Below are 16,974 nucleotides of genomic sequence, written 5' to 3'. Positions count from 1 at the left end.
CAGCACCTGGCCGGAATACCTCGATGCGGGGGCCGGTGGGGCCGGGCTCGTCCTCGCCCCCGTCAGCGTCACCATCAATGGCAGCGGATAATGCCCGCTGACCGGCCCGGCTCCAAGGGAGTGCCCCATGAATCAGACAAACCCTGCCAATGCACGCATCCCCACGGCAACCTATCGCCTGCAGTTCAACGGCGGTTTCCGGTTCTGCGATGCGGCGCGGATCGTCCCCTATCTTGACGCCCTGGGAGTGAGCGACATCTATGCCTCCCCCTTCCTGAAGGCCCGGACCGGAAGCATGCATGGCTACGATATCGTCGACCACAACCGCCTGAACCCCGAACTGGGCAGCCGGGACGACTTCAACGCCTACTGCGCGGCGCTGCAGCGCCACGGCATGGGACAGATCCTCGACTTCGTGCCCAACCACATGTGCGTGGAAGGAGGCGGCAACGACCGCTGGCTCGACCTTCTGGAAAACGGCCCCAGCTCCGCCCACGGGGATTTTTTCGACGTGGACTGGGCGCCGGTCAAGAAAGAACTGACCAACAAGGTATTGATCCCGGTCCTGGGGGACCAGTACGGCACAATCCTGGAAAACGGCGAGCTGGTTCTCTCCTTCGAGGAGGGAGGGTTCTTCATCAGTTACTACGAACACCGCTTTCCCATCATCCCCAAAACCTACAGCCCCATCCTCACCCATCGGCTCCACGAGTTGGAGCGGCTGTTCCCCGCCAACCACGAGGCATACCGGGAACTCCTGAGCATCGTGACCGCCATCGGCCACCTCCCCTTCTACACGGAGCTGGAGCCGGAGCGGGTCCGTGAGCGCTACCGGGAGAAGGAGGTGATCAAGCGGCGTCTCTTGGTCCTTTGCGCCGAAAACTGGCCCATAAAGGAATTCATCGATGAAAACGTCCGTATTTTCAACGGAGAGAAAGGGAATCCCCACAGCTTCGACCTGCTGGACGGGCTCCTGCGCCAGCAGGTCTACCGCTTGGCCCACTGGCGCACGGCCACGGACGAGATCAACTACCGCCGGCTCTTCGACATCAACGCCCTGGGTGCCATCCGGATGGAAAAACCGCGGGTCTTCGAGGACACCCACCGCCTGGTCATGGAACTGGTGCGCGAAAACGCGGTAACCGGCCTGCGGATCGACCATGCCGACGGGCTCTATGACCCCACCGAGTATTTCCGGCGGCTCCAGCGGGCCTGCTTCCTGGAAAGGCGCCTGGCAAGCCTCGGCAGCTCCGGTGACCAGTCCCCGGGCGCCCTGGCCGAAACGATCCTGCAGATGTACGACGAGATGCTGGAGGTTTCGCCCCAGACCATGCCCTTCTACATCGTCGGCGAAAAGATCCTCATGAAGAACGAACGGCTCCCCGAGGACTGGCCGATCCACGGCACCACCGGGTACGAATTCGCCAACGCCGTGACCGGCCTCATGGTGGACACCCGCAACGGACGGGAGTTCGATGCCATTTACGCCCGGTTCATCCAGGAGCGGCCAAACTTCGCCGAGATCGCCTGCCAGAAGAAGAAGCAGGTCATGCGTTTCTCCATGGGGGGCGAGATCAACACCCTGGGGCACCACCTGAACACCCTTTCGGAAAGTAACCGCCACACCCGCGACTTCACCCTCGGCAGCCTCATCAAGGCCCTGATGGAGGTGATCGCCCACTTTCCCGTCTACCGCACCTACACGGCCAGCCGCAAGGTGGCGGACCGGGACCGCCAGTACATCGAATACGCCGTGGCCAAGGCCAGGCGGCGCAACTCGGCCATGAGCGAATCGATCTTTACCTTTATCGAAGATGTCCTTCTGCTCCGTTTTTACGACAACACCGGAAAGGAAGAGCAGGAGCAGTGGCTCGACTTTGTCATGAGGTTCCAGCAGCTCACGGGACCGGTGATGGCCAAGGGGCTGGAGGACACCGCCTTCTATGTGTTCAACCGGCTCGTCTCCCTCAACGAGGTGGGGGGAACGCCCGAGCGGTTCGGTCTCACCCTGGAGGCGTTCCACGGCCAGAACATCGAGCGGGCCCGCAGCACCCCTTTCGCCATGCTGGCCACCACCACCCACGACACCAAGCGGAGCGAGGATGTCCGGGCCCGGATCAGCGTGCTGTCCGAGGATCCGGCCGCCTGGCATGACTGCCTGATGCGCTGGAGCCGGATGAACCGCGGCCACAAGGTGACCGTGCAGGGGGTCAAGGTGCCTGACCGGAACGAGGAGTACCTCATCTACCAGACCATCGTGGGCGCATGGCCCGCGGATGAATTCACGGACGGGGAGTATGGCGTGTTCGTCGGCCGGATCAGGGAGTACATGCTCAAGGCCATGCGGGAGGCCAAGGTGAACACGAGCTGGATCAACCCGAACCCGGCCCACGAGGAAGCGGCCCTGCACTTCGTCGCCGCCATCCTCCGGGACATCCCTGCCAACGGTTTCCTGGCCGACCTGCGCCGGACGCTCCCACCCCTGGTCCGCTGCGGCATGCTGAGCTCCCTCTCCCAGACCATTCTCAAGGTAGCTTCCCCCGGCATCCCCGACATCTACCAGGGGACCGAGCTCTGGGACTTCAGCCTCGTGGACCCGGACAACCGGCGGCCGGTGGATTTCGAGAAGCGAATGGGCATGCTGGCGGAATTGCAGAGCATCGAACGGGAACGGGGGGCACTCGCCTTGGCGCGGGCGCTTCTCCAGACCATGGCCGACGGAAGAGTGAAGCTCTTTTTAACCTGGAAGTCCCTCAACTACCGCCGGGAGCACCGCTCCCTCTTCGAGGCCGGCAAGTACCTTCCCCTTGAGGTGCTGGGGGAGCGGAGCGACAACGTCTGCGCCTTCGAGCGGTACAGCGACGGGGAGACGGTCATTGCCGTGGCGCCCCGCTTCTTTACCCGGCTGGGGACGGAGACCTGGGGAGATACGCGGCTCGTGGTCCCCTTTGAGAGCGCCGGCCGCGCCTACCGCAACATCCTCACCGGAGAACGGGTCGTAACCGCACTGCGGGAGAGGCGGACGGTCCTCCCCCTGACCGCGGTGCTGGCGGATTTCCCGGTGGCGCTTTTGGAGGCGGTGGGGGATGAGTGACAACCACTGAATAGCGCGAAGGGACGGAGAACACACAACAAATACGCTGTGCTGCATTTGCGTGCCGTCGGTCCGGCACGCGATGCCAACCTGGATTCTGAGCAGCAACCAGTCGATGTCACCCCATGTTCTCCGTTGCGCTGTGTTATTTGCTTTTCGAGGATGAAAAAGGAGGTACGCCATGACACGCAGAGTATTCTTGCCGGACGACAATCCCCACTGGTACCGGGACGCCGTCATCTACCAACTCCACGTGAAGGCCTTCGCCGATTCCGACGGCGACGGCGTGGGGGACTTCCGGGGCCTTATGGGGAAGCTCGATTATCTCCAGTCCCTGGGGATCACCGCCATCTGGATTCTCCCCTTCTACCCCTCGCCACTGCGGGACGACGGGTACGACATCGCCGACTACTACAGCGTTCACCCCAGCTACAACACCCTGCGCGAGTTCCGGGAATTCCTCCGGGAGGCCCATACCCGCCGCATCCGGGTCATCACCGAGCTGGTCCTCAACCACACCTCGGACCAGCACCCCTGGTTCCAGCGGGCCCGCCGGGCAAAACCGGGCTCGGCCCACCGGGACTACTATGTCTGGAGCGATACCCCCGACCGGTACCGGGAAACCCGGATCATCTTCCAGGACTTCGAGACCTCCAACTGGAGCTGGGACCCGGTGGCCAAGGCCTACTACTGGCACCGGTTCTACGCCCATCAACCCGATCTCAACTTCGACAATCCCCGGGTCCAGGCGGAAATGCTCCGGGTCATCGACTACTGGCTGGGAATGGGGGTCGACGGGGTGCGGCTGGATGCCGTCCCCTACCTTTTCGAACGCGAGGGGACCAACTGCGAGAATCTGCCCGAGACGCACGAGTTCCTGAAAAGGCTCCGGCAGCACGTGGATGCCTCGTTCCCCAACCGGATGCTGCTGGGGGAGGCCAACCAGTGGCCCGAGGACGCCGTGGCCTACTTCGGCGACGGGGACGAGTGCAACATGCTCTTCCACTTTCCTCTCATGCCGCGCATGTACATGGCCATCGAGATGGAGGACCGCTTCCCGGTGGTGGACATCCTCGACCAGACCCCCCCGATCCCCGAGGGGTGCCAGTGGGCCACCTTTCTCCGCAACCACGACGAACTGACCCTGGAGATGGTGACCGACGAAGAGCGGGACTACATGTACCGGATCTACGCCTCGGACCCCAAGGCCCGGATCAACCTGGGCATCCGGCGGCGGCTGGCGCCCCTGCTGGGCAAGGACCGGCGGCGGATCGAGCTCATGAACGCACTCCTCTTCTCCCTTCCCGGCACCCCCGTCATCTACTACGGCGACGAGATCGGCATGGGGGACAACTACTACCTGGGAGACCGCAACGGCGTCCGCACCCCCATGCAATGGAGCCCCGACCGCAACGCCGGGTTCTCCGGCGCCAACCCCCAGCGACTCTTCCTGCCGGTCATCATTGACCCCGAATACCACTACGAAGCGGTAAACGTGGATATCCAGGAACGCAACCCCTCCTCGCTGCTCTGGTGGATGCGGCGCATCATCGCAGTGCGCCGCCGTTACCGGGCCTTCAGCCGCGGCGCCATGGAGGTGCTCTATCCGGCCAACCACAAGGTTCTGGCGTTTCTCCGCCGCCACGAGGACGAGGTGATCCTCGTGGTGGTCAACCTCTCCCGCTTCGCCCAGGCGGTGAGCCTGGACCTGCAGGAATTTGCCGGCATATCCCCCGAAGACCTGTTCAGCCGGAACCGTTTTCCGGTCATCCGCGAAGCGCCCTACCCCCTCACGCTGGGGCCGCACGACCACTTCTGGTTCCTGCTGCGACGCAGGGAGACACCGCTTCAGGCCGAGGGAGAACTGCCGCGGATCAAGCTCCGGGGCGAACTCCCCTGGTGGGAGGCGCTCAGCCAGGCCAGGGGCGACACCCACCTGGAACGGGTGACCACCGACTACCTCAAGCGAAGCGGCTGGTTCCGGGGAAAGGCTCGGGCCATTATCGGCTACGTGCTGCACGACACCGTGCTCCTGCGGCAGGGTGACCGGGTGTTCCCCATCTTCTTCCTTGAGGTGCGCTACCAGGACGGGCCCTCGGAGACCTACCTGATCCCGGTTGCCTTCCTCTCCGGCTCCGGGGCGAAGCGGGTGTGCGCCGAATCCCCCCGGGCGGCCATTGCTGCCCTTGCCGTGGGGGACGAAGAGGGCATCCTCTGCGATGCGGTCCACGACCGGGAATTCAGGGATGCGCTCCTTGCCCTGGCCCTTGGCCGGCGCCGGCTCCACGGCGAGAAAAACGGCCTCGTCGCGCCGGTCCACGCCGGGGCAGTCCGCACCGGCCCCAGGGACGAGACGCATCATCTCACCTCTGAACTCCCCAAGGCGGAACAGACCAACAGCATCATCACGTACGGCGACCGCCACGTGCTCAAGCTCTACCGCAAGGTGGAGCCGGGCATCAATTCCGAGGTGGAAATGGCGCGGTTTCTCACCGCACAATCCAGCTACTCCAACGTTGCCCCGTTCCAGGGGAGCCTGGAGTTGCGATATCCCGGCGCAGAGCCGCGCACGATCGGCCTGCTCCAGGGATACGTACAGAACCAGGGCGATGGCTGGCGGCTCTCCCTCCACATCCTGGGACAGTATTTCGAGCGGATTCTCTCGCGCCGGGGCGAACTGCCTCCCCCGCCGGCGCTGTCTTCGAGCCTCATGGACGGCAGCGCCTGCGCCGTGCCGGAGCCGACGGCCGAGCTCATCGGCGGCTTTTACCTGGAGATGGCAGGACTCCTCGGCCGCCGCACCGCCGAACTCCACCAGGCCCTTGCCGCAGGCGGAAACGACCCGGCCTGGCGACCCGAGGAGTATTCGACCCTCTACCAGCGCGCCGTGTACCAGTCCATGCGCAACCAGGCCCGGCGTACCCTCCAGCTCCTGGCCCAGCGCCGCAAGGAGTTGTCCGCAGACGATCTGGCACCGGTGGACCGGATCCTGGCCGCGGAAAAGGAAATCCTCGCCTGCCTGCGCCCCATCGTCGGCCAGCGGATTCAAGCCATGAAGAGCCGCATCCACGGCAATTTCAGGTTGGAGAAGGTTCTCTTCACCGGCAAGGACTTCATGATCATCGATCTGGAGGGCGAGCCGGATCGGACCCTTGGCGAGCGCCGCATCAAACGCTCACCCCTGCGGGATGTGGCGGGAATGATCCGCTCCTTCCACAACGCTACCCTGACCGCCCTCGCCCGCCACGGGGCGGGCCATCCCGACGACATGTCGCTCCTGGGGCCCTGGGCGGAGGCCTGGTGGTACCACGTAAGCTGCCGCTACCTGGCCGGCTACCTGGAGCGGATGGGCACAAGCCCCCTTGTTCCGACGGAGCGGGGCGACCTGGAAACGCTCCTCCGCTCGTTTCTCCTGGACAATGCCCTCTACGAACTGGGCTACGCCCTCGCCAACCGCCCCGAACGGGTTCCCATCTACCTGCGCGGGGTCGAAACGGTACTGCGGGAGTTTCGCTAACCGCTTCTGTCCCAACGAAAAAAGGAGCCGATCATGGCTCCTTTTTTCGTTGGGACATCCTGTTTCACGCCGTATCCGTTCGACCCTTCCGGGCGCCCCTTGCCCGCGCCCGGTTCACCTCCGACGAGAAAATGAGCTGGGGAGGGAGGTTCTGGGCCCCGAGGATGCTGACCATGAGCTGGAACCCTTCGGAGATGGTTTCGAGCTTCTCCCGGGGGATGGTCTCCAGCCCCGACACGAGAAGTCCCTGGGCCACCTCGGGGGCCCGCGCCACCAGATCCTTCCCCTCTTCCGTCAGGTCGACCATCACCACCCGGCGATCCTCCCGGGACCGGGTCCGCTGCACGAGCCCCCGGGCCTCCAGCCGGTCGATGATTCCCACCACCGTGGCATTATGAAGATAGAGCCTGCGGGCAAGATCGGAAACCCGGAGGGGACCGTGACCGGCAACGACCTTGATGGCCCAGAGCTGGGGACCGGTGAGCCCCGTCTCGCGCATGGCCCGTTTCGAGTGTTCGTTCACCACCTGAAAGACCCGGCGCAGGTTATCGGTCACATCAGCGATAAGTTCATCAGTGGTTTTCATTGTCAGCTCCGGCTTGAAATGGGGGTGGCTGCCTCCAGCACCCATCCTATCGCCGGTTTTAACGTAACACAAGATAATCGGGGGCAATGCGGGGAAAATCTGTTGCCGAATCGTAATTACGGCAGTATATAGTTTGCATACAAACAGTTGAAGCGGGCCTGGCATCCAGCGTTCCGGGCCGCCGGGCCTTCGCGCCCAGGAGCCACATCCTGCCATGAAACCAGAATCCCCCGAAAAAGCAGCCCGTTGGACCACCCCACTGGTCCTCATCAGGGATTTCCACCTGCTGCGGCGGTTCGTCCGAACGCGGCGGGCGGTCTTTTCGCTCCTCTCCCGGGTCCGGATCAGCGAAAACACGCTCATGGCGATTCTCGCCGTGGGGATCGGCCTGCTGGCTGGACTCTGCAACCATGCCTTCCGCTCGTGCATCGACCTGTTCCGCTGGCTCATCATCGACAGCGGCGGACAGCTGACCGGCTACTCGCCCTATGCCTGGAACGCGAACCGTCTCTGGGCCATCGCCTTCCCCGTCACCGGCGCCGTCGTCATGCTCCCCCTGTTTATCAGATTCAGGGAAGACATGGCCTTCGGCTTCCCCCGGTTTCTGGAAACAGTCAACCTGCGGGGCGGACGGCTGCCACTCAGGCTCATGTTCACCAGGGGGATCGCGTCGGCGCTCACCATCGGCTCCGGCGGCTCCGCCGGCCAGGAAGGCCCCATCGCCCAGATCGGCGGCACGGCCGGCTCCGTGGTGGGTCATCTGCTCGGCATGTCGGGAGAACGGCTCAAGGTTCTCATCGGCTGCGGGGTTTCGGGCGGGGTGGCCGCCACCTTCAACGCCCCCCTTGCCGGGGTGTTCTTTGCCCACGAGATCGTCCTTCTCTCCTCCTTCGAGCTCTCTTCCTTCACGAGCATCGTCATCTCGTCAGGCATGGCAACCGTTGTCTCCCGGGCCATGTACGGCGACATCCCCGCCTTTGACGTGCCGGCCTACCAGCTCGTCCACCCTCTCGAACTCGCCCTCTACGCCCTGCTCGGAGTGGTGTGCGGCTGCCTTGCGGCTCTTTTCATCACCGGCTACGGCAAGACCAGGGGCTTCTTTGCACGCCTTCAGGTCAATCCCCTCTGGAAACCGATTCTGGGCGGCTTTCTCGCCGGCTGTGTGGGAGTGCTCCTGCCTCAGGTCCAGGGCAACGGCTATGACTTCATCGAAAAAGCCGTTTCCAACGATGTTGGGTGGCTCCTCGTCACGCTCCTCATTGCTGGCAAGATGGTTGCTACCTGTGTCACGGTCGGTTCGGGGCTGCCCGGGGGAACCTTCGCGCCCTCGCTCTTTATCGGCTCGGTCGCCGGCATGAGCTTCGGCTTCCTGGCGAACGGCCTCTTCCCCTTCCACACCGCAACGCCGGGCGCCTATGCCCTGGTGGGCATGGGAGCGTTCCTCGCCTCGGTCACCCACGCCCCCATGACCGGCATCTTTCTGCTCTTCGAGATGACCGGCTCCTACAAGGTCATCGTCCCGATCATGCTGGCCTGCGCCATCGGCACCGCCGTGGCCCGGCACTTCCATAAGGACGGCATCGACACCGCCGATCTGGCGGCACGGGGGATCGATCTGCGGGCAGGGCGCGAACAGGCGGTGCTGGAACAGATACGGGTCCGGGGTGTCATGGTGCGCGACCCGGAAATACTGCCGGAGACCATGACCATCCGCCAGTTCCTGGCGCGCAGCCACTCCCCGCGCCAGACCACTTTCCCCGTGGTCACTGCCTGGGGAGAGCTTTCCGGAGTCGTGGTCATCCACGATTTTCTCGGAACCGCATTCGAGCCCGGGCTTCTCGACCGGGTCACTCTGGGGGAAATGGCTGCCGTGGACATTCTGACGATCGCCAGCGAAGACTCCCTGGCGGAAGCGCTCCGGGTGTTCGAGCGCACCCCCCTTGACGAACTTCCCGTTGTGGAGCCCGGCGGGCGGAGACGGGTGGTCGGCATCCTCACCCGCCACGCCATTGCCGCTGCCTACAACAGGGCAATGGTGACACAATCGTTCAAGGGCTGAACACGCCACCATCAACCCGCTGTCCATATTCAGTTTTCAACCAACCGGGAAATCAGTGGGATGGCGCGGCGCGAAAACGGGACGCCGCAGCCTGCCTGAGAACTGTCGGGAAAAGAGAAGGCTCCCCTACCCTTCCTCGTCGGAGCAGGATGCTGCAGGTGTCTCGCAGCGATGGTAATCATCATCGAATCGGACGATGTCGTCCTCTCCCAGGTATTCCCCGCTCTGCACCTCGATGATGACGAGGGGTATCTTGCCCGGGTTCTCCAGCCGGTGATTGCGGCCAATGGGGATGAAGGTGGATTCGTTCACGTTCACCGTGTATTCGTCGTCGCCGCAGGTGACCCGGGCCGTTCCGGAAACCACGATCCAGTGCTCGCTCCGGTGATGGTGCATCTGAAGCGACAGCCGCTGCCCCGGCTTCACCTCGATCCGCTTGATCTTGTAGTTCCTGTTCTCTTCGAGAACGGTATAGGTGCCCCAGGGGCGTTCGCCGCGCTCCAGTTCCATCGTCGTGTTCCTCCGTCAGGACAATCCGGCTTCGCGCCGCTTTTCGAGATAGGTGGCAAGGGCTTCGCGCCAGCCTTCCAGTGCGAGTCCCGTGTCACGGGTCAACTTGTCGCAGCAGAGAGCCGAATAGAGGGGACGCGGGGCCGGGCGCCCCAGTTGGGCGGTGGTCTGGGGCCGGACGGTCATCTCCACTCCTGCTTCGGCAAAAATGGCCCGGGCGAACTCGAACCAGGAACAGATCCCCCTGTTGGCGGCATGATAGGTGCCGCGGCAGTTGTTCTCGATCAGTTCGCTGATGGCCAGGGCAAGGTCCACTGTCCAGGTGGGGGAGCCAAACTGGTCGTCCACCACGGCGATTTCGCTCCGCTCCGTCGACAGGCGCAGCATGGTCTCCACGAAGTTCTTGCCACCGAGCCCGTAGAGCCACTGGGTCCGGACGATGAGATGGTCCGGATTCCAGCGGGCCTGTTCCTCGCCCAGAAGTTTCGACCTGCCGTACACGCTCAGGGGATTGACCGGATCATCCTCCTGAAAGGGGCTCCCCTTGGTGCCGTCGAACACGTAATCAGTGCTCACCTGCACGAGCAGCGCCCCGATCTCGCGGGTCACGGCGGCCAGGTGCCCCACCCCCTCGCCGTTCACCGCCATGGCAAGGTCCGCGTTGGTCTCGCAGCCGTCCACATCGGTGTAGGCGGCACAGTTCACCACCACCCGCGGCTTCAGGGTCAGAATGACCCGCCGTACCGATTCCGGCGAGGTAATGTCGATCTCCTCGATGTCGACCCCCCGCACGTCCCCCGGCAGCACCCGCATGAGGTCGCGGCCGAGCATTCCCTTGGCACCGACCACCAGGATCATTGCCCGCCTCCGTACTGTGTTTCGTAGTAATCCCGGTAGGAGCCGGACGTCACCTCGTCCACCCAGGCGCGGTTGGCCAGGTACCAGTCCACGGTTTCGGCAATGCCGCGCTCGAAGGTGTACGAGGGCTCCCACCCCAGCTCCCGCTTGATCTTGGCAGCGCTGATGGCGTAGCGGCGATCATGGCCGAGACGGTCCTTGACAAAGGTGACGAGGCCGCGGCTTTCACCGCCGACCCTGCCAAGCCGTTCATCCAGGAGATCGCAGAGCAGGTGCACGATATCGATGTTGAACCACTCGTTGTTGCCCCCCACGTTGAAGACCTCGCCCGGCTTGCCTTCCTTGAGCACCGTCTCGATGGCCGTGGAATGATCCTTCACATGGAGCCAGTCGCGCACGTTGCGGCCGTCGCCGTACACCGGCAGGGGCTTTCCGGCCACGATGTTGTGGATCATGAGCGGGATCAGTTTCTCCGGGAACTGGAAGGGGCCGTAGTTGTTGGAGCAGCGGGTGGTCAGGACCGGCAGGCCGAAGGTCTCGTTGTAGGCCCGCACCAGCAGGTCGGAACCGGCCTTGCTCGCCGAGTAGGGGGAGTTGGGGGCCAGGGGGGTCTCCTCGGTGAAGTAGCCGGTTTCCCCCAGGGTCCCGTACACCTCGTCGGTGGAAACGTGCAGGAAGCGCAAGCGCTCCGCCGCGCCCGACTTCCAGTGGCGGCGGCTCTCCTCCAGGAGCACCTGGGTGCCGAGGACGTTGGTCCTCACGAAAATCTCCGGTCCCAGGATGGAGCGGTCCACGTGGGATTCGGCGGCAAAGTGGACAACCGCGTCGATCCGCTCCTCGGCCAGGATGCGCCGGACCAGCTCTGCGTCGCCGATGTCGCCCTTCACGAAGCGGTAGGCCGGGTTCTGCTCCACGGCGGTCAAATTGCGCAGATTGCCGGCATAGGTGAGGATATCCAGATTGATCACCCGGCAACCGGGGTTCGCCGGCAGGAAGTGGTTGATGAAATTGGAGCCGATGAAGCCGGCGCCGCCGGTCACGAGCACGGCGGAAGGGGAAAAGGAGTCACCCATGACAACCTCCTGGGAATTAGAATGCCCGTATCTTGCCCACCGACCCGATGCCGGCCAGGGCAAAGGTGACGAAGAACTCGTTGGTATCGGGCCGGTCGCGGTAGGAGAAGCTCACGCTCCAGCACTGGTGCCGGTACTCCAGCGAATAGAAGGACTCGAGGGTCCCCTTGCGATCAAAGGAATACCGGTTGGCGTAAGTGGCGAACACCGGTGAGAACAGGGCCAGCGATGCCTTCGCCTCCAGGTACTCCACCTCGTCCCGGGCGTGGCGGTAGGTGATGCCGGCCGCATTCCCCTTTTCGTCGCGGGCATCGGCCGACACGGCCACCGTGGAAAGGACCGTGCGGTAGGGATTGTAGCGCAGGTCGGTGGATAGCGACACCAGCCGGTGGGGGTGCACCGCGGCCTCCACCTGCACATCGGTAAAGTGCCGCTTCTCATCCACCAGGGTGAGGAGATCGCGGCGGGTGCCGCTGAACTCGTAGCCCTGGGCGATGCGGAGATAGAGCAGGTCCCGGTACTCGGGCGGCTCGTCGCCCCGGTCAAACCGGCCGGTCACGTAATTGGTCAGGGAGTAGACGACCCGGTTCTCGTGCACGATGCGGTCGTTGTAATCGAAGAACGGAAGCGATTCCTGGTCCCGGTCCTGCACGTAGTTGTAGCGAATCTCGGGGATCATCACGTGGCGGACCCGGGGCATGGTGGGACTGGCCGTTTCGAACACCCGCGAAAGCGTTGAGGAAAGCGAGGTCCCGGCCGAAAAGAGCCCCGATCCGCGGATACCTTCGCCGCTCTCCACGCCGTGGGCATAGTAGAGGCGCTGGCGGTAGCCGACCCAGGCGGCGGCTTCCAGGGGACCGAACGGTTTTGCGTACCCCGTGAGCACGGGGGAGAGGTCGAGCCGTTGCCCCTTGATCCCCTCCCTGCGGTAGAAGTTGATGAAATTGGAATCAAAGGAGAAGAACACCGGGGTTTCCCACAGCCGCTGGCGGATGCCCGTCAGGGTTATGGTGGGGAGCTTCTGGAGGGTCTTGCGGTTGTCGGGAACCTCTTCCCGCAGGTCCTGCACGTAGCGGAACTCGCCGGAAAGGATGTGACGATCGAAATACTTGGTGGCCGAAAGGGTGGTCTCCAGTTGGCTCTGGTTGTAAACCCCGCTCTCTTCTGCGTAGTCCCGGTAGAAATTCCGGTCGGCCACCAGGTTGATGTCGGACTTCAGGTTGAACGTATCCGAAACGATCTCCTGGTGCCGCTGGGAGAGGTCGCCCCGAAAACGCTGCTGCTCGGTATCGTAGATGACGAAGCCCCGCAGGTTTCCTTCGCTGCCCCGCTTCCGGATGTAGCGGTAATCCACGCCGAGCCCGGTTCCGCGCTTGGTCAGGATGTCGAGGTTGAAGGTCGCGTCCTGGCTGGGGCTGATGGCCCAGTAATAGGCCAGGTCCACCATGAATCCCTTTTTGCTGGAGTTGCCGGTGCGGGGCGTGAGCAGGCCCGACTGCCGCTCGCGTTTCACGGGATAGATGAGGTAGGGAAAGTAGAGGAGCGGCACGTCCTTGACGTAAAACAGGGCGTTCTTGCCGGTGGCGTAGCCCTCGGCGTTCACGTCGATTTCGGAAGCGGAGAACTTCCAGCTTGGATTGTCCCCGTCACAGGTGGTGAAGACCCCCCGTTCCAGGCGATACGCGTCGGGACCCCGCTTTTCCATCTGCTGCGCCCGCAGGTGGAAGTTGCCCTTGGGCATGAAGGCAGCGCCGTTTTCCACCACGCCGGTGTCGGTCCGGTAGTTGAGCCGGATCCGGTCCGCGCGCAGGGTATCGCCATCGCGCATGAGGATCACGTTCCCCCGGGCCTCGGCCTCCTCCTTGTCGCCGAACAGGAACGCCCGGTCCGAGAGGAGCGTCATCCCCCTCCCCCTGATCCGCACGTTGCCGCTCGCCTCCACCGTGTCGCCGGCCGCCTCATGGGTCAGGGTGTCGGCATCGAGGTAGAACGGCTCCTCGCCCCCGCCAGCGCCCCGGGCCGCGTGGGGCGGGGCCAGGAGCAGCGCGAGAACGATGCCTCCAGCTATACGGATGGGATTCAATGGCATGGACGGTTTCCGTGTCCGGGTCGTTAACTGCACATGAGCGGCATGGCCGGTTGCCGGTCAGCCGCGAAACGGCTCGTATCGCTGCGAGAGAAGAATCGCCCGTGCCTCGCCCACCGTGAAGAGGGAGCCGCAGACGAGAATGAGATCCTGTGCGCCGGCCCGCTGCCGGGCGAGATCGAGCCCCTCGGCTACGGTGCCGCCGGCAACGGCATTGAGCCCTTTCTCCCGGCACAGTTCAGCGAGGCGTCCGGCATCAAGGCTCCGCTCAACCGCGGGCGTGACCGCCACCACCTCATGGGCCAGGGGCAGAACAGGGGCGAGAATCCCCGCCGCATCCTTGTCAGACATGACGCCGGTCACCACGATCAGGCGTTGTCGGGGATAATCGGTCAGCGAGTCGGCGAGCGCCCGGGCACCGTCGGGATTGTGGGCGCCGTCCAGCAGCACCCGCGGGGCGCCGGACAAGAGTTCCATCCTGCCGGGCCAACGGGCCGCATCGATGCCCGCCCGTAGCGCGGAGGAGTCGAGACGGAAGCCGTTATCGGCCAGGATCTCGGCGGCGGCCAGGGCCGTGGCTGCGTTCGCCGACTGATAGCGGCCGCCGATGCCGGGCCGCAGGCCCGCAAGCTGAAGCGACAGCCCGTCATAGACGAGGGACGATTCATCCCACGCGGCGGAAAAATCAGCACCGAAGCATACCAGGGGAGCCCCCAGGCTGCGACCGCGCTCAATGAAGACGTCACGGGCTCCAGCCGGCTGGCGCGAAAGGACCACGGGCCGGCCGGCCCTGATGAGGCCTGCTTTCTCCCGGGCGATGGCCGGGATGGTGTCGCCCAGCCACTCGCAATGGTCGAGGGCAACGGGAGCGATGACCGTCAGGATTCCCGTGGCTGCGCTCGTGGCATCGGCACCGCCTCCCATTCCCGCTTCGAGAACCGCCGCGTCAACCCCTTCCTCGACGAAATGGAGCAGCGCCATGGCCGTCACCACCTCGAAAAAGGTGGTTCCTTCCGGCGCGTTTGCCAGGACCTGCCCGGCCACGCGCGCGGCGCTCTCCTCGGCGATCTCCCTGCCGTTGACCCTGAACCGTTCGGTGAAGCGGGTGAGATGGGGAGAGGTGAAAAGTCCTGCCCGGTATCCCCCCTCCGCCAGAATGGAAGCCAGAAAGGCGGCCGTTGACCCCTTGCCGTTGGTCCCGGCCACATGGACGACCCTGAGCCGTTCCTGGGGGTTGCCGAGCCGCTGGAGGAGAGTGGCGATCCGTTCGAGTCCCGGCCTGATGCCGAAGCGCCGCAGGCCGTAGATATGTGCCAGGATCTCCCCGTAGGTCATTGCTGGCCGGAATTATAGGAAATGGAAGGATAAATGTCCACTGATTTGACTTGGCACGAAAAAGGGGCCGGTCAACGAACCGGCCCCATTCGTGCGTATCCCGGTCGGGAACGGGAGTCAGCCGCGATACAGCATGGAAAGTATCCGGGCGAGGCTCGCCCGCATCTCCTTGCGCTCCACGATGACGTCGACCATGCCATGGTCCAGGAGATACTCGGCCCGCTGGAACCCTTCGGGGAGCTTCTGGCGGATGGTCTGCTCGATGACCCGCGGGCCGGCGAAACCGATGAGTGCCTTGGGCTCGGCCATGTTGACGTCGCCGAGCATGGAGAAGCTGGCGGTCACCCCGCCGGTGGTCGGATCGGTCAGGATGGAAATATAGGGAAGCCCCAGCTCCTTGAGCTTGGCCAGGGCCGCCGAGGTCTTGGCCATCTGCATCAGGGACAGGATGCTTTCCTGCATCCGCGCACCGCCCGAAGCGGAGATGATGATGACCGGGGTCCGCTTCTCGATCCCCCGCTCGATGGCGCGGGTGATCTTCTCGCCCACCACGCTCCCCATGCTCCCCCCCATGAAGGAGAAGTCGAAGACCGCCATCTGCACCGGGATACCCTCAATGGCGCCCTCGCCGCAGATGACCGCGTCGCGCGAGCCCCCCTTGGCAACCGCCTGCTGGATCCGGTCCTTGTAGCTCTTGGAGTCTTTGAAATCGAGGACATCCACCGAGGTCATGACAGCATCGTATTCCGTGAAGCTGCCGGGGTCCAGGAGCAGATCGATCCTCTGGCGGGCCGAGATCCGGTAGTGGTGTCCGCACTTGGGGCAGACATTGATGTTCTTCTCCAGGTCCTTGGTCAGAAGGTTTTCCTTGCAGCTCACGCACTTGGTCAGGAGACCCTCGGGAACTTTCACCTTCTTGTCAGCCGCGCCCGGTGCCTTGTCGCGTTTGAACCACGCCATGTCGTCACTCCGTCGGGACGTTCGCATCCCGGATTTTTTAGTGAAATTGAAAAGTTTTATTACCAAAAAAGTCAGCTAAAGTCAATTTCCGATCGCTTCGCGCAGCGCGGAAACGAAGGCTGTGACCTCTCGCCCGAGCTCGGGGCCCGTGAAGCGCTCGAACAATTTGACGATGGCGCTTCCCACCACCACGCCGTCGGCCGAGGCGGCCACCTGGGCAGCCTGGCCGGGGGTCGAGATGCCGAAGCCGACCACGACCGGCACGGCGACCGCCCCGCGAATGGCGGCCACATTGGCGGAAACGGATTCCTCCACGCCGTTCCGCGCACCGGTCACCCCGGTCACCGACACGTAATAGACGAAGCCGCGAGCCTGCCGCGCCACTTTCCGGATGCGCCCCTCATCGGAGGTGGGGGTAAGGAGAAAGATGACATCGAGCCCGTGGCGGTCGGCACATGACGTGAACTCAACCGCCTCCTCCGGGGGGAGGTCAACCAGGAGCACGCCGTCGACCCCCGCGGCCGAGGCATCCGCCGCAAAGCGCTCAGGGCCGTGGATCAGGATCGGATTGTAGTAGCCCATGAGCACGATGGGCACCTGGCAGCGGGTGCGGACGCGGCGCACCATGTCGAGGATCTTCGGCAGGGTCGTCCCCGCGGCGAGCGCCCGTTCGGAAGAGAGCTGGATGGTGGGGCCGTCGGCCATGGGATCAGAAAAGGGAACGCCCAATTCCACGATGTCGACGCCGCTCTCAGCCAGAAGCGGAATCAGCGCTTCCGTGGCGGCCAGGTCCGGGTCCCCGGCGGTGATGAAGGTGACGAGGGCCTTGCGGCCGTTATGTTTCAACTCGGCAAACGTGCCAGCGATTCTGCTCATGGGAAGCCTTTCGGAATGGT

The 16,974-nt window shown here is 64.1% G+C and carries 11 protein-coding genes; 3 read left to right on the top strand and 8 right to left on the bottom strand.

Features of this window, described 5'->3' with window-relative positions; genetic code table 11:
* The first annotated feature begins 127 nt into the window (after window positions 1-127).
* Together AC6CDK_RS08725 and treS are read left to right on the top strand one after the other, a co-directional pair.
* Entirely contained in the window at window positions 128-3,094 is a 2,967-nt protein-coding gene (locus tag AC6CDK_RS08725) for a malto-oligosyltrehalose synthase (protein ID WP_192905401.1), read from the top strand.
* 181 nt (window positions 3,095-3,275) lie between these two features.
* Window positions 3,276-6,611 (top strand): maltose alpha-D-glucosyltransferase, encoded by a 3,336-nt coding sequence (treS, locus tag AC6CDK_RS08720; RefSeq protein ID WP_039643649.1) that lies wholly within the window; start codon window positions 3,276-3,278, stop codon window positions 6,609-6,611.
* A 64-nt stretch (window positions 6,612-6,675) separates the two neighbouring features.
* Here the strand turns inward: treS and AC6CDK_RS08715 are convergent, their stop codons facing one another.
* The gene (locus tag AC6CDK_RS08715; RefSeq protein WP_039643647.1) at window positions 6,676-7,197 is read right to left on the bottom strand and encodes a MarR family winged helix-turn-helix transcriptional regulator; all 522 of its coding nucleotides are present in this window, start codon (window positions 7,195-7,197) and stop codon (window positions 6,676-6,678) included.
* A 214-nt stretch (window positions 7,198-7,411) separates the two neighbouring features.
* Here AC6CDK_RS08715 and AC6CDK_RS08710 point away from each other — a divergent pair, with 214 nt between their 5' ends.
* Window positions 7,412-9,256 (top strand): chloride channel protein, encoded by a 1,845-nt coding sequence (locus AC6CDK_RS08710; RefSeq protein WP_066357207.1) that lies wholly within the window; start codon window positions 7,412-7,414, stop codon window positions 9,254-9,256.
* A gap of 126 nt (window positions 9,257-9,382) precedes the next feature.
* On the opposite strand, the gene AC6CDK_RS08705 is transcribed toward AC6CDK_RS08710, so the two are convergent.
* The 7 genes from AC6CDK_RS08705 to trpA form a co-directional block, all read right to left on the bottom strand.
* On the bottom strand, window positions 9,383-9,766 hold the full coding sequence (locus AC6CDK_RS08705; protein WP_192905400.1) for a cupin domain-containing protein: 384 nt from the start codon (window positions 9,764-9,766) through the stop codon (window positions 9,383-9,385).
* Between the two features lie 15 nt (window positions 9,767-9,781).
* Window positions 9,782-10,624, bottom strand: a complete 843-nt coding sequence (rfbD, locus tag AC6CDK_RS08700; protein ID WP_066357205.1) for a dTDP-4-dehydrorhamnose reductase — start codon at window positions 10,622-10,624, stop codon at window positions 9,782-9,784.
* Complete coding sequence (gene rfbB / locus AC6CDK_RS08695; protein WP_192905399.1) at window positions 10,621-11,697, bottom strand: dTDP-glucose 4,6-dehydratase; 1,077 nt, start codon at window positions 11,695-11,697, stop codon at window positions 10,621-10,623. The genes rfbD and rfbB overlap by 4 nt, the downstream gene beginning before the upstream one ends.
* Window positions 11,698-11,713: 16 nt before the next feature.
* Complete coding sequence (locus tag AC6CDK_RS08690; protein ID WP_192905398.1) at window positions 11,714-13,786, bottom strand: LPS-assembly protein LptD; 2,073 nt, start codon at window positions 13,784-13,786, stop codon at window positions 11,714-11,716.
* 57 nt (window positions 13,787-13,843) lie between these two features.
* Entirely contained in the window at window positions 13,844-15,118 is a 1,275-nt protein-coding gene (locus tag AC6CDK_RS08685) for a bifunctional folylpolyglutamate synthase/dihydrofolate synthase (protein WP_192905397.1), read from the bottom strand.
* Window positions 15,119-15,235: 117 nt separating this feature from the next.
* Window positions 15,236-16,078: an acetyl-CoA carboxylase, carboxyltransferase subunit beta gene (gene accD / locus AC6CDK_RS08680; protein WP_039643632.1), complete on the bottom strand. Its 843-nt coding sequence runs from the start codon at window positions 16,076-16,078 to the stop codon at window positions 15,236-15,238.
* 81 nt (window positions 16,079-16,159) lie between these two features.
* Entirely contained in the window at window positions 16,160-16,954 is a 795-nt protein-coding gene (gene trpA, locus AC6CDK_RS08675; RefSeq protein ID WP_039643631.1) for a tryptophan synthase subunit alpha, read from the bottom strand.
* Window positions 16,955-16,974 lie beyond the last annotated feature (20 nt).

It is taken from the genome of Geobacter sp. PheSNFMC, assembly GCF_059620965.1.
The sequence above is the reverse complement of the archived record's forward strand: the minus strand, read 5'-3'. Positions and strand labels throughout refer to the sequence as shown.

What these genes read in the sequence shown, in the direction of transcription:
- AC6CDK_RS08725 (WP_192905401.1), top strand. Translation starts at nt 128, where the DNA reads ATGAATCAGACAAACCCTGCCAATGCACGCATCCCCACGGCAACCTAT.
- treS (WP_039643649.1), top strand. Translation starts at nt 3,276, where the DNA reads ATGACACGCAGAGTATTCTTGCCGGACGACAATCCCCACTGGTACCGG.
- AC6CDK_RS08715 (WP_039643647.1), bottom strand. Translation starts at nt 7,197, where the DNA reads ATGAAAACCACTGATGAACTTATCGCTGATGTGACCGATAACCTGCGC.
- AC6CDK_RS08710 (WP_066357207.1), top strand. Translation starts at nt 7,412, where the DNA reads ATGAAACCAGAATCCCCCGAAAAAGCAGCCCGTTGGACCACCCCACTG.
- AC6CDK_RS08705 (WP_192905400.1), bottom strand. Translation starts at nt 9,766, where the DNA reads ATGGAACTGGAGCGCGGCGAACGCCCCTGGGGCACCTATACCGTTCTC.
- rfbD (WP_066357205.1), bottom strand. Translation starts at nt 10,624, where the DNA reads ATGATCCTGGTGGTCGGTGCCAAGGGAATGCTCGGCCGCGACCTCATG.
- rfbB (WP_192905399.1), bottom strand. Translation starts at nt 11,697, where the DNA reads ATGGGTGACTCCTTTTCCCCTTCCGCCGTGCTCGTGACCGGCGGCGCC.
- AC6CDK_RS08690 (WP_192905398.1), bottom strand. Translation starts at nt 13,786, where the DNA reads ATGCCATTGAATCCCATCCGTATAGCTGGAGGCATCGTTCTCGCGCTG.
- AC6CDK_RS08685 (WP_192905397.1), bottom strand. Translation starts at nt 15,118, where the DNA reads ATGACCTACGGGGAGATCCTGGCACATATCTACGGCCTGCGGCGCTTC.
- accD (WP_039643632.1), bottom strand. Translation starts at nt 16,078, where the DNA reads ATGGCGTGGTTCAAACGCGACAAGGCACCGGGCGCGGCTGACAAGAAG.
- trpA (WP_039643631.1), bottom strand. Translation starts at nt 16,954, where the DNA reads ATGAGCAGAATCGCTGGCACGTTTGCCGAGTTGAAACATAACGGCCGC.